This is a genomic window from Sutcliffiella horikoshii, assembly GCF_020524325.1.
Lineage (GTDB): Bacteria > Bacillota > Bacilli > Bacillales > Bacillaceae_I > Sutcliffiella_A > Sutcliffiella_A horikoshii_D.
The window spans coordinates 107,198-119,709 of record NZ_JAIVKY010000011.1; the positions used below are offsets into that span (position 1 = coordinate 107,198).

11 protein-coding genes are annotated in these 12,512 nt (G+C 40.5%); 7 read left to right on the forward strand and 4 right to left on the reverse strand.

Annotated features, from left to right (window positions below; genetic code table 11):
* The first annotated feature begins 14 nt into the window (after positions 1 to 14).
* The 3 genes from LC091_RS17165 to LC091_RS17175 all read left to right on the forward strand — a co-directional run bounded on the left by LC091_RS17165 (position 15) and on the right by LC091_RS17175 (position 2,918).
* Positions 15 to 986 carry an alpha/beta fold hydrolase gene (locus tag LC091_RS17165; protein ID WP_226683254.1) on the forward strand — a complete coding sequence of 324 codons (972 nt, stop codon included), beginning with the start codon at positions 15 to 17 and terminating at the stop codon, positions 984 to 986.
* An 18-nt stretch (positions 987 to 1,004) separates the two neighbouring features.
* On the forward strand, positions 1,005 to 1,646 hold the full coding sequence (locus LC091_RS17170) for a hypothetical protein (RefSeq protein WP_226683255.1): 642 nt from the start codon (positions 1,005 to 1,007) through the stop codon (positions 1,644 to 1,646).
* A gap of 201 nt (positions 1,647 to 1,847) precedes the next feature.
* Positions 1,848 to 2,918 (forward strand): M14 family zinc carboxypeptidase, encoded by a 1,071-nt coding sequence (locus LC091_RS17175; protein WP_226683256.1) that lies wholly within the window; start codon positions 1,848 to 1,850, stop codon positions 2,916 to 2,918.
* 254 nt (positions 2,919 to 3,172) lie between these two features.
* Here the strand turns inward: LC091_RS17175 and LC091_RS17180 are convergent, their stop codons facing one another.
* Together LC091_RS17180 and LC091_RS17185 are read right to left on the reverse strand one after the other, a co-directional pair.
* Positions 3,173 to 3,922 carry an anti-sigma factor gene (locus tag LC091_RS17180; RefSeq protein WP_226683257.1) on the reverse strand — a complete coding sequence of 250 codons (750 nt, stop codon included), beginning with the start codon at positions 3,920 to 3,922 and terminating at the stop codon, positions 3,173 to 3,175.
* Entirely contained in the window at positions 3,919 to 4,473 is a 555-nt protein-coding gene (locus LC091_RS17185; protein ID WP_226683258.1) for an RNA polymerase sigma factor, read from the reverse strand. The genes LC091_RS17180 and LC091_RS17185 overlap by 4 nt, the downstream gene beginning before the upstream one ends.
* Positions 4,474 to 4,690: 217 nt before the next feature.
* Between LC091_RS17185 and glcT the strand changes: the two genes are divergently transcribed.
* The 4 genes from glcT (at position 4,691) to LC091_RS17200 (ending at position 10,136) form a co-directional block, all read left to right on the forward strand.
* Entirely contained in the window at positions 4,691 to 5,521 is an 831-nt protein-coding gene (glcT, locus tag LC091_RS17190) for a glucose PTS transporter transcription antiterminator GlcT (RefSeq protein ID WP_226683259.1), read from the forward strand.
* Between the two features lie 183 nt (positions 5,522 to 5,704).
* Positions 5,705 to 7,747 carry a glucose-specific PTS transporter subunit IIBC gene (gene ptsG, locus LC091_RS17195; RefSeq protein WP_226683260.1) on the forward strand — a complete coding sequence of 681 codons (2,043 nt, stop codon included), beginning with the start codon at positions 5,705 to 5,707 and terminating at the stop codon, positions 7,745 to 7,747.
* 72 nt (positions 7,748 to 7,819) lie between these two features.
* Complete coding sequence (locus tag LC091_RS20450; protein ID WP_264179369.1) at positions 7,820 to 7,954, forward strand: hypothetical protein; 135 nt, start codon at positions 7,820 to 7,822, stop codon at positions 7,952 to 7,954.
* A gap of 265 nt (positions 7,955 to 8,219) precedes the next feature.
* Complete coding sequence (locus LC091_RS17200; protein ID WP_226683311.1) at positions 8,220 to 10,136, forward strand: bifunctional 2',3'-cyclic-nucleotide 2'-phosphodiesterase/3'-nucleotidase; 1,917 nt, start codon at positions 8,220 to 8,222, stop codon at positions 10,134 to 10,136.
* Positions 10,137 to 10,179: 43 nt separating this feature from the next.
* Here the strand turns inward: LC091_RS17200 and LC091_RS17205 are convergent, their stop codons facing one another.
* Together LC091_RS17205 and LC091_RS17210 are read right to left on the reverse strand one after the other, a co-directional pair.
* A complete protein-coding gene (locus tag LC091_RS17205; protein ID WP_226683261.1) occupies positions 10,180 to 11,292 on the reverse strand; it encodes a GerAB/ArcD/ProY family transporter in 1,113 nt (370 codons plus the stop codon).
* Between the two features lie 18 nt (positions 11,293 to 11,310).
* Positions 11,311 to 12,510: a Ger(x)C family spore germination protein gene (locus tag LC091_RS17210; protein ID WP_226683312.1), complete on the reverse strand. Its 1,200-nt coding sequence runs from the start codon at positions 12,508 to 12,510 to the stop codon at positions 11,311 to 11,313.
* Positions 12,511 to 12,512: the final 2 nt, after the last annotated feature.

A 12,512-nucleotide genomic window follows, 5' to 3' on the forward strand; every position in this document is an offset into this window, starting at 1 on the left:
AAGTTGAGGAAAAGATGAACACTAAAAAGAGATTCAGTTTTCGCAAAGCATTTAAGTATATATCAATAGGCTTAATTAGTATGGTTGCACTCTGGGTGGTGTTTCATCAAGTAATGGTTTTATTCGAGAAAAACAAATTCGAAGCCACTGGGCAATTGGTGGACGTGGATGGTAACAAAATGCATGTTCATGCTGAAGGTAAGGGTCCGAATACTATCATTCTACTTCCTGGATTGGGTACATCAGCTCCAGTGTTGGATTTTGAACCGCTTATGAATGAATTAAGCAAGAGTAACAGAGTGGTAGTCGTAGAACCATTTGGTTATGGATGGAGCGAGAAGACAGATAAGGATAGAACGGTAGAAAATGTGGTCGAAGAAGTAAGGGCAGCGTTGCAGGAAGCGGAAATTGAAGGCCCTTATATTTTGATGCCGCATTCTATTGGGGGAATCTATAGTACGTACTATGCCCATACATATCCTGAGGAAGTAAAGGCCATTGTTGGAATTGATCCAACACTTCCGGCTGCCGTTGAATATTTTGATGTACCTGTTCCGACTATGCCTGGTTTCCTTAGGGCCGTAGCTCCGAGTGGTATTGCAAGGATTGTGGTTGCGGGGAATGAGGAGGATTTTTTACCATTGGCAGAACAAGGGACATACTCTGCTGAAAATCTTGAACTAACGAAGACTTTAACTGTCTGGAATGGCTACAATAAAAATATCATCATGGAAGCAAATGAGATTAGTAATAATATCGAAAAAACGATTAACATGACGTTACCGACCGATATACCAGTAATGATTTTTACACCGAAGGACGAAAAGGTAAACCCTGCTGGAAGGTCTACAATGACTTTTTATGAAAAACAATTAGAGAATGTAGAAAAAAATAAAATTGTTCCTCTAGATGGCCATCATTATTTACACTGGACAAATGCGGAAGAGATGAGTAAACATGTTGGGGAATTTATTGGAGGAAGTTAAGATACGGGGGTAATAAATATGGCCAAACAGAGAAAGTGGCTTATAGCAGGGGCGATAGCAATTGGCTTAGTGTTTTCCCTTTTTACTTTTACTTTATTTAAAGAAACCCGAGGTTATGCGCAGTATCATTCTGAGTCATTAATGAATGATACTTCCCGGCTGATAGGAAGTTTTCAAAGGAAACAAGAAGTCCTTCAGCAAATAATCCAAACAAGAACACTGACAGAAACGCAGGTAGAACTTATTCGTGAAGACAGTTATATTCTTATAAACTATTATGAAGACTATAATCGCTTGGCTATGAACCTTGATCGCTACGAAAATAATGGATACTCCATCGTAGAGGCGGCTTTTGTAACAGAAGCAGTCTTTAACCGTAAGATAGCAGAAATTCAAGGGACAGATCAAACGAAGATAAAACTGAACAATGAGTTTCTTGAAAAAGTAGAGTTTCTAGTCGCATTCAATGAACGTTGTCTCAAAACCTTAGGAAAACATGTGCGGGGATTTGTGATTACAGATACTTCTATGGAGACGACAGAAGAGAGAGATTCGCTCAGTAGAAATGGAATAAAAGAAGACTTTTGGGTGGAGATTTTGAAGCGTTTGGATAGAGAGGCTTTTGAAAAGCAAAGTGATATGGAGAGTTTAATAAATTAGTGAGGGTAAACGCTTGGATACTTGGTCCATGCGTTTTTTTTTATAAAAAAAGGTTACATAAGTCTATCTGTCTAGTTCTTTCCATCTATAAATTGTCTGAACGTGTAGAAAGAAAGGAGTTTTTCCTCATTTACAGATTATTCAATAAACTCTAGTATGAAATATGTAGGGTCACTAAATATATGAAATGAGGAGGAAATTATGAAAAAGATCAGTAAAACAGTATTAGCGTTATCTTTAACAGGGGTTATGACAATTGGTACGTTAACAACAGGAACGCTTCCAACAAGTGCGGTTGGAAATGGTCCCAACTATAATGGCAATGAATCTATCCAAACCTCCATCCTTACTACATATGATGAGTTAGTAGAATACTTACTAAAACAAGAAGCAAATCAACAGGCGATGGAGCTTGAGGTTATTGGAGAAACAGTAAAAGGTCGTGATATTTACATGGCCAAATATATTAAGAACGAGGACAACCCAACGATTCTTTTTTTGACTCAGCAACATGGAAATGAGCAATTGACAACAGAGGGTGCGATGGAATTTATTAAACATCTTGGAACCGGGAAAAATCAATCGGTATTGGATCATGTCAATATCCTTGTGATACCAATGTTGAATGCAGACGGCGCAATGGGAGATGTGAATTTTTCAACAGATGATTACATTGCAGACGGAGACCGTCATTTGACGAGAGCAAATGCTAATAACTTTGATTTAAATCGTGAGCATGATAAAGCGGTAGAAGCGATGCAACCTGAAGCGGCCGCTCTTCATACAAATGTGTTGGAGAAGTATGACATTGATTACTTGATTGATTTACATCATCAAGGAACTCAGAGTGAACGTGATGGGAAACTTGTTTCCGGGTCTATTTTACATCCGACAAGTCCTAATGTTGATCCTGCTGTAGTGGAGCAGTCCAAGCAATTAGGGGCAGTTGTGTTCCATGAAATTGAGTCAAAAGGCTGGGGGCATCTTGGCAAGTACAATGGTGGGAATACAGACAACATTGGCCGAAATGGAATTGCATCGAGATATGATATCGCGACATTATTGTTTGAAATGCGCGGAATGTCAGACCATACAAATCCATCCGCTATTCTTGGTCAGAAGAGTAATGGATACTTGATCAAGCAGACGGTGAATACGCTTGATTCAACAGTTCAAGCCATTGCTGATGGATCGATTAATACTGTTGATACAAGCTTTTGGGAAACGCTACCTTTCCAGACTACAAGACAAGGTGAGGAAAGCGACGAATAAACAAAAGAAAAGCTCGGGGCGCTCCGAGCTTTTCTTTGTGATCTTGACCAATGAAGACTTGAGTTCCTAAACTTTTTGGGGCCAGGAGTCTTCATAAACGTTATGAGGTCCTGGCCACCTCTGTTTTTCGGTAACAGAATTCTTCATAGTTCTTTTGAAGACCGGAATTCAAAGATTTTTAGGTGATAGATGTCTTCATCAAGGTCATGAAGACGTCAGTGCTAAGATTATCTGGAGACAGAAGTCTTCATCAATCACAACCCCGCCGAAAGATGAATCTCCCCTTCAGGTAATTCATTCCCACTTTGAGGTTCCAATGTTATCGCGATGGTATCCCAATCTTCCGTTGTCGTCTCTCCAATGTTATGGAACACATACCCTTTTCCTTGATCATCTAGGGTGAAGTCTCCTGCAGGTATTGGTGCGCCGTCCTTCAAGAGCCACACCTGATACACTTCGTTCCCGGTGAGTTCAGGTAAATCCTGTGTCTGAATCATGACAGATAGTGCCTGATCCTGTTGGAAAATTGCTGCAAACCCGCTGCCAGCAGCAGCTGATGGCTGCAATGTAACTACGCTATCAGGTTGTTTCAGTTCTTCAGCAGCCAAGTCTCTGCCTTCACCGTTTTGCATCATCAAATAGCCGTTTCCGACCAGTGAAAGCAATAGCGATGCGGCCAGCAATGTAGTAAGCCAAGGTTTCCCCGAAGCTGTATTTTTACTAACCGGTGTTTCAACTTCCTTTTTAGAAGAAATAGGTGTTACAGTAGCTTTTTCTGGTTTCACATCTTCAGCGAATACATTATCTAAAATGCGCTTCTTCATTTCCGGTGGGGGTGAGGCCTGCTCTGACACAAGGGCAACATCTCCTAACAGATCTTGAAGTTCCATTAATTCTTCCTGACATTCGGGACAGGTGGCTAAGTGCTGTTCAAATTCTTCTCTCTCTGTTTGTGTTAGGTGGCCATTGAAATAGTCCAACACTAACTCACATTTCTGACTCATATACTCCCCCTCCTATCTGCAAGTAACGGTTTCAGTTTCTTAAGCGCCAGCCGTATCCTTCCTTTAACAGTACCAAGCGGTATGCCGGTCAACTCGGCTATTTTTTGCTGGGTATACCCCTTGAAATACATATAATGAACCATCTTCCTTTGGTCATCTGATAAAGTGGAGACTGCCTCTCTGATGACTGTTTGCTCTTCTTTCCACTCTGTCTCTTTTTCGGTGGAGTCGGTAGATTGCAAGAATGGTTCCACATCTTCTATCGGGGCGCTTTGTGTCTTCTGTTGCTTGCGAATAATATCCAAGGCTTTATTACGGGCGATGGTGAACAGCCATGATCGGAACTTACCTTTTGACTCATCGTAGATTCCTGTTCCCTGCCAAATCTTGATAAAGACATCCTGCATTGCTTCTTCTGCAATGTCATGATTATTCGTTATTTTCAATAAAAAAGAATACAAAATCTTTTCGTACCTGTCGTACAGTTCTTCCAAAGCGGACTTATCTTTTTGCCTAATCCGCTCATACAGAAGAGAGTCCTTGTTCTGCATAGGTTTTCTCCTTTTTTATGTGATTATCTTTATTATATCTTTAATTATCTATTTAAAAGAAGAAATAAGGCTTTCCTACTTTCCTAACGTTGGAAAACGGGATTTAGATCAGTTTTATCAGGAAAGAATCATTTGGAAATATTGCTCGCTTGACTCTGCCTCCCACGTAGCGTACTTTAGTATATATTGCAGTTTTAGATACACCGGAGGAATGGTCATGCGTGTAAAGAAAGTCTTGAATAATAATGTGTTGATTGCTGCCCACCCGGAGTACAATGAAGTAATCCTGACAGGTAAAGGAATCGGCTTTGGGAAACGTACCGGAGAAGATATTTCCGTAGAAAGCGCAGAAAAATTCTTTGTACTTCGCGATCAGGAAGAACAGCAACAATATAAACAGTTACTTAGTTATGTCGATGAGTCATTCATCGGTTTGATGAATGAATGTATAGAGCGGATTGAAAAACGGTTTGAGGTTCGGTTAAATGAACATATCCATGTTGGATTGACGGACCATCTTTATTTTGCCGTGAAAAGAATTCAGCAAGGGTTGGATATAAAAAATCCCTTCCTGACGGAGACGGAACTCGCCTACCCTAAAGAATATACAGTGGCACTTGAAATTGTGGAATGGTTGAATGAAAAGATTGGGATTTCGGTTCCAGTGGGAGAAGTAGGTTTCATTACCCTACACATCCATAGCGCGTTAACAAATCGCGAATTATCTGAGGTCAACAAACATACCCAGCTGATCAGCAGAATGGTGGATGTGATAGAGGAATCTCTGAAAATTTCCGTTGACCGGACAGATGTAAACTATCTTCGGCTCATTCGTCATTTTCACGCGTCGATTGAAAGGGTGCAAAAAGACGAGAACCGTCCAGAAAATCAGGAAGCGCTCGCAAAAGTGTTGCAAGCTGAATATCCTGTGTGCTACAATCTAGCATGGAAATTGATTAAGATTATGCAGCAGAACTTACACAAGCCAGTCCCAGATGCTGAGGCAGTATACCTGACCCTACATTTGCAAAGGCTTGCAAAACAATAAATATCCAAAACACTTTTTTCACGTGTTACTGGTCATGCAGGCATGAGCGGAAGAAAGCGTAAACGAAGAAACACGGTAGAAGTCTATCTACCTCTCCTTCGTGTACCTTTTCTTTTCACTCATGCCTTTTTGTTTTGCTTCCGTTCAATAACTGTATAAACAAATATTTTAGGAGGAACACATATGTTTAAGAAATCATTCGGTTTACTGCAACGTATCGGGAAAGCCCTCATGCTTCCTGTCGCATTGCTTCCGGCAGCAGGAATCCTGCTTGCATTCGGTAATGCCATGCAAAACCCGAACTTAACTAGCCGCCTCGGCTTTCTAGAGGCAGATTCAATCGTGCTATTGGCACAAATCATGGAACAGGCGGGAAGCATCGTATTCTCCAACCTGCCACTACTCTTTGCAATTGGGGTAGCCATCGGGCTTGCCGGAGGAGACGGGGTTGCCGGTCTTGCAGCAATGATCGGTTACTTAATTATGAACGTTACGATGAGTGTAATCAGTGGAGTTACCGCTGATCAGGTTGGAAGTGACCCTGCACTTGCGAATGTTTTAGGAATTCCAACGCTACAAACCGGGGTATTCGGTGGTATTATAGCCGGGGTGCTCGGTGCCTATATGTATAATAAATTTTACAATATTGAATTGCCATCATACTTAGGATTCTTTGCTGGTAAGCGTTTCGTTCCAATTGTGACGGCAGCTTCCGCACTTGTACTTGGGGTGGTTATGAACTTCATCTGGCCGTTCGCGCAAGAAGGATTAAATACATTCTCTTACTTTATGACAGAGTCAAACCGTACGTTGGCGGCATTTATTTTCGGTGTCATTGAACGTGGATTGATTCCATTTGGCTTGCATCATATTTTCTATTCTCCATTCTGGTTTGAATTTGGTTCTTATACAAATGCGGCAGGAGAATTGGTTCGTGGTGACCAACGTATTTTCATGGAGCAGGTAAAAGACGGTGCTGAGCTTACGGCTGGAACGTTCATGACAGGTAAGTTCCCGTTCATGATGTTTGGTCTTCCAGCAGCAGCTCTAGCAATCTATCACTGTGCACGTCCTGAAAACAAGAAATATGTTGCTGGTATCATGGGTTCAGCGGCATTGACATCTTTCTTAACAGGTATCACAGAACCACTTGAGTTCAGTTTCTTATTCGTAGCACCAGTATTATTCGCAATTCACGCAGTGTTTGCAGGTCTTTCCTTCATGGTCATGCATATTTTAGATGTGAAAATCGGGATGACATTCTCCGGTGGTGTCATTGACTACATTCTATTTGGTATTCTTCCAAATGCGACAGCATGGTGGTTGGTAATTCCTGTTGGTCTAGTATTCTCGGTTATCTATTACTTTGGATTCCGTTTTGCGATCAAGAAGTTTAACTTAATGACTCCAGGTCGTGAGGAAAAAACGGAGGAAGCTGAAGCTGGTTCCGGTTCTGTTGATGAACTGCCATTCGGAGTATTAGAAGCACTTGGTGGAAGAGAAAACCTTACAAATCTAGACGCTTGTATCACTCGTCTTCGAGTAAGTGTAAAAGACGTGGAACAAGTGGATAAAGAGCGCCTGAAAAAATTAGGTGCAGCGGGCGTTATGCAAATCGACCGCAATATTCAAGCGATTTTCGGACCTCGTTCTGAAACAATTAAAGGTCAAATTCAAGATATCTTAAGTGGAAAAACGCCAGTGAAGCAAGAAGTGGCGACAACGACTGAAAAGGAATCTGCGGATGCTGGGGCAGTTGCTACTTCCACTTCAGCTGAGTTTAACGTAGTAATGCCGATGACTGGTAAACTACTACCTATTTCTGAAGTACCAGATAAAATTTTCTCTCAAAAAATGATGGGTGACGGTTTTGCCATTGAACCAACGGACGGTAAAGTAGTATCACCTGTTGCAGGGAAAATTGTGAACCTGTTCCCGACAAAACACGCAATTGGCATTGAAACGGCTGATGGCCGCGAAGTCCTTGTGCATGTGGGAATCGACACAGTTAACCTAAAAGGAAAAGGCTTTGAAAGTTTAGTAGAACAAGGCGACACAGTAGAGCAAGGACAAGCGTTACTAAACGTAAACCTTCGCATTGTGTCAGAAGAAGCGACATCCATCATCACACCAATCATCTTTACAAACTTGCCTGCTGGAGAAGCGGTTGAGATTAAGGATGGTAGTGTAAGAGTTGGGGAAAAGGGTCGAGTAGAGATTCGATAGAAGTTTGATGAGGACCGCTTAGCGTGTGAGTGCGCTGAGCGGTTTTTTCTATGTCTTTATGGAGGTGTGTTAGTGACGATGGGAAAACTCACAATCATCAATGAAAAAGTCATAATAACCTCTGAAAAAGTCATAATAACCTCTGAAAAAGTCATAATAACCTCTGAAAAAGTCACAATAACCTTTAAAATAGTTACAATAACCTAATATGAGTATCTTTCTACTTACTATATACCTATAGAAATTCGCGTAAGCCTCCTGGTTTAATTAGGTAGTTTTACAAAACAAGTATAAATACCCAATTCCTTGTAATGTTTTTGTTGTAAATTGTCAAATTCAGTCCTTTCAGATTATTTCTAAACTAACAATTCTCCTTATAATTAGAAGAGTATGACCACTAAATTTCAAAAAGGAGCTGTTTGGCTTGAAACAAGCTTTCCGACAACTAGGGAAAAAAGTGTTGGCTGCAACGATGGCTGTATCATTGCTTGCAACACCATCTATGTTCAATTCGGTGGAGGCTGCACCTAAAGGACCAAAAACCGGGGAACATGATGTGGAACTAAGAGTGATGGGGACAACAGATATCCACACACATTTATACAATTATGACTATTATAAGGACGCGGAAGTCCAAGACTTTGGACTTGCGAAAACAGCTACATTAATTAAGCAGGCGCGTGCGGAAGCGGCGAACACCATGCTTTTTGATAACGGTGATTTAATTCAAGGGAATCCTTTAGGGGACTATAAAGCTAAGGTGGATGTTCTAGAAAAAGGTGAGGTTCATCCAGTATTTCAAGCTATGGAATTACTAGCTTACGATGCGGCCACTCTTGGAAACCATGAATTTAACTACGGTATGGATTTTCTTGATACGGTATTGGAAGGAGCTCCATTTCCATATGTGAGCGCGAATGTATTCTATGATGATGGGGCGGATAACAGCGAGTATTATGTAAAGCCATATGAAATCATTAAGAAAAAATTCACTGATAATAAAGGAAGAAATAAAGTTCTTCGTGTTGGTGTGACGGGTGTGGTGACTCCACAAATCACGCAATGGGACAAAGCACATCTTGATGGAAAAATTGTAACAAAAGATATCGTTCAGTCTGTAGAAGCAGTCATTCCTAAAATGGAAAAAGCAGGAGCTGACATCATTATCGTTTTGGCACACTCTGGGATTGGTGATACAGAGTATGTAGAAATGGAAGAGAATGCTACCTATGATTTGACGAAGGTGGAGGGTATTGATGCCATAATCACAGGTCACAATCATCTTAAATTCCCTGGAGACTTTAAGGACCTTCCTGGTGTGGACACTGAAAAAGGAACCATTAATGGTGTGCCTGTCGTGATGCCTGGCAACTGGGGCAACAATTTAGGAATCATGGACTTGACGCTTTCTAAAGTGAAAGGTGATTGGAAAGTGACAGATTCTGCTTCAACATTAAGGAATGTAAAAGATGTGGAAGCTGATACAGCCATCCTAGAAGCGGTAAGAGAAGCACATGAAGGAACGGTAAACTATGTTCGTACAGCAGTTGGGACCACAACAGCCGACATTCACAGTTACTTTGCATTAGTGCAAGATGACCCTTCTATCCAAATCGTAACGAATGCACAGAAATGGTATATAGAGAAACAACTGCAAGGGACGGTAGATGAGGGAACACCTATCCTTTCTGCAGGAGCGCCATTCAAAGCAGGCGGAAGAAACGGAGCAGGCTATTATACGTTCATCCCACAAGGAGAAATTGCTATTAAGAATGTAGCTGACCTATACTTGTATCCAAACACTGTAGCAACTGTAAAAGTAACAGGTGCTGACGTAAAAGAGTGGCTGGAAATGTCTGCAGGTCAATTTAAGCAAGTCGATGCAAACAACAACAGTGAGCAATCATTGATTAATACAGACTTCCCAACTTACAATTATGACGTCATTGATGGTGTTACGTATGAGATTGATGTGACAGAACCAGCGAAATACAATAAAGACGGGGTTATTGTGAACGAAGAGGCAAACCGTATTAAAAACCTAGAGTATAACGGGGAACCAATTGATTTAAATCAAGAGTTCATTGTTGTTACAAATAACTATCGTGCGAGTGGAAACTTCCCGGGAGTACGCAATAATACAGGTGTGGAAATGTACCCAGATGAGAACCGTCAGGCAATTATTGACTACATCTTAGAGCAAGGTGAAATTGATCCATCAGCAGACAGAAACTGGACATTTGCTCCAATTATCAATTCCGTTAACGTAACATTCGACTCCTCACCTGATGCAGTCGATGCACTACCCGAAGAAGGCACCATCCAATACGGAGGAGCCTCCCAAAACGGCTTCGCTAAATATAAGCTTACACTACCGACAGCTGAATAATAGTGGAAAAGGGGGGGACTTTATCGCTTTAGAGCGGTGAGGGTCAGACCCCTTTTTTGACTCCTTTTCTTTGCTTTTTCATCCCTTTCATCCAAGTCAGTAGTAGTATTAGCAAAGGGAGGATAAATTGAAATGGAACATGAAGATAGGTTGGGACTAGTTCCAATCCAATATAGATGTGTTGAGGAAGGTCTCTTGCTATGATAAAAGAGCTAACTAAAGCAATACCGCCAAGTAGGAATATTATAAACTTATCTTGGAAAATAGGAAAGATATAAGATATTCCCTTTGCTCCGGAAATGAAGAATATAGACACTTTTACAAATCCCACAATGATAAAGGCAAACGCAGTCAACAACTCCAGATGTTGGATAATACCCAAAACCTCAATCATTTCTAGTGATTTTACTAATGGGTAGGTATAGAGGGAGGAAACCTTTGCCCCAAGGATGGCAATTATCAATTGGGTAATGGAAATCAGAAGGGCCCCGCTGAACACAATTGAGATCCATCCGTATTTAATTAGTTTTTGATGGTCATTCAGAAACGGAAACAAGACTAGAAATACCACAATTTCACCGTAAGGGAATGTAATATATTGAACCCAGTTGCTTAAATCCAAAATCTCCAAGTCAATTAGTGGACTTATATTCTCCCTCATCGTCACCCCTGACATGAATGAAAAGAAAAAAATCAATGCTATTAGAAGCATGGTAAAGACAAACAAAATCTCCGATGTCCTGGCAATTGCCTCAAGACCTAGAATTGCCGCATAGCAGATGAGGTAGACAGAGACAAGCACAATAATCCAATGATCGATATTGTAAAAAAAGGTCTGGGCGATAAAATAGACGAAATCTTTAAGTACCCTTATGGCAATGTAAAGAAAATAGAGGCTGTACAATAGTAAGGCAATTTTCCCAAGTACTTTTCCAAAAGCCATTTCCAGAAGTTTATGAAATTCAGGCCACCCATTCCTTTTTAATAAGTAAGCATAGAAAAAGAAAAGGAGGACGCCTGTGCTGGCTGCTCCAGTGTTTATGATCCAGGCATTTTCCTCAGCTTCCAAGTTGAGTCCCAGAACAATGGAAGACCCGAGCAAAAATAAAGTCATCAAGGTAAAGAACTGATAAATGGATATCTTGGTAACGTTCATAGAAATTTCATCCTAACTTTAATCTAATGATATGGCATCTCCGGACCTCGTTATGGATACATCCACCTTTACTTCAAATAGAGTGTTTGGGAAAATACTTTCCCACTCGCCTTCAATTTTTCTCCATTTGCTCGGGGCGGCAAGGTAGATTTGTTTACCAAATCCTACATAATCCAGTCTTTCTTCCTGACTCTTTCCGATAAGTTCTGTTATGGAGGCTTCTAATTGTTTTTTTATTTGGGATTTAAAGAGATCCATGTTTGGATGCTCGAAATTGGTTTTGCAAGTGGATTCAATAATCCTTCCATTCGATTTAATTTTTATGGATATCTTGGGTATACTTCCATTCCAACTTACATCATATTTAGTTTTTGATTTCTTTAAATGGTAGGAAAAATAACCAGGACCTTCCGGACAATTTGACTCCAACGTACCTTCCCTGACTTTATCCATTAAAAATAGGAAATGTTGGCTTTCTTCAGTACTTAAGAAATCAATCAGTTTATCTTTCTTGAAATAGGACATCCCATTGATCTCTGTTTTGGTCTTAGGTTGGTAGGATGCGGTATTATCTTTGGATATTCCTTCCTCCACATCTCCTGCCAGACTGATATAAGGAATGACATTATTCACAACCGGATAATTCAGCAGAAGGTTCTTAACGCGGTTTGGGTAGACTGGGGTAGCAAAGGACGCGTAATTCTCAATGTTTTCTATCGTATCCACAATGCCTCTTGAAGATACTTTTTCAAAGGGTCTAAACGTTGCAAGGATATCATTGGCACTTACCGCCTTGCTGACAAAAATAAAGATATTAGAAGAAATAGTTTGTTCTAAGAACAGGTAATTAATTACATCATCAATGCCACGTTTTTTAGCGAGCTCCTCGCTTATCAGTATGACTTCTATATCATCCATAAATAAATAGCGTGAAAAGGTTTTGTGGAGTTTTTGCATTGCTTCTGTAATGGTTCTCCCGCTTTCCTGATACAGGATATATCCTAATTTATCCGAAGCACTGTCTTTTACGGCTGGTGCATCAATGGCTTGTACAGTTACGAGAAACTCCTCATCTTTTATATCTACTCCAATAGCTGAAATAATGATTAAGTTTGTAATAAGGGAGTCTTCTGCATTTTTTCCTATTATTAAGCTGGTACCTAATAAAAACATAGAAGTAATGATAGGTAGTAGGTTTTTTTTCCACAAAATATTCATCA

Bases quoted from the DNA above. Each gene is read 5' to 3' on its own strand.
- LC091_RS17205 (WP_226683261.1), bottom strand. From the start codon at position 11,292: ATGAACGTTACCAAGATATCCATTTATCAGTTCTTTACCTTGATGACT.
- ptsG (WP_226683260.1), top strand. From the start codon at position 5,705: ATGTTTAAGAAATCATTCGGTTTACTGCAACGTATCGGGAAAGCCCTC.
- LC091_RS17175 (WP_226683256.1), top strand. From the start codon at position 1,848: ATGAAAAAGATCAGTAAAACAGTATTAGCGTTATCTTTAACAGGGGTT.
- LC091_RS17200 (WP_226683311.1), top strand. From the start codon at position 8,220: ATGGCTGTATCATTGCTTGCAACACCATCTATGTTCAATTCGGTGGAG.
- glcT (WP_226683259.1), top strand. From the start codon at position 4,691: ATGCGTGTAAAGAAAGTCTTGAATAATAATGTGTTGATTGCTGCCCAC.
- LC091_RS17180 (WP_226683257.1), bottom strand. From the start codon at position 3,922: ATGAGTCAGAAATGTGAGTTAGTGTTGGACTATTTCAATGGCCACCTA.
- LC091_RS17185 (WP_226683258.1), bottom strand. From the start codon at position 4,473: ATGCAGAACAAGGACTCTCTTCTGTATGAGCGGATTAGGCAAAAAGAT.
- LC091_RS17165 (WP_226683254.1), top strand. From the start codon at position 15: ATGAACACTAAAAAGAGATTCAGTTTTCGCAAAGCATTTAAGTATATA.
- LC091_RS17210 (WP_226683312.1), bottom strand. From the start codon at position 12,510: ATGAATATTTTGTGGAAAAAAAACCTACTACCTATCATTACTTCTATG.
- LC091_RS17170 (WP_226683255.1), top strand. From the start codon at position 1,005: ATGGCCAAACAGAGAAAGTGGCTTATAGCAGGGGCGATAGCAATTGGC.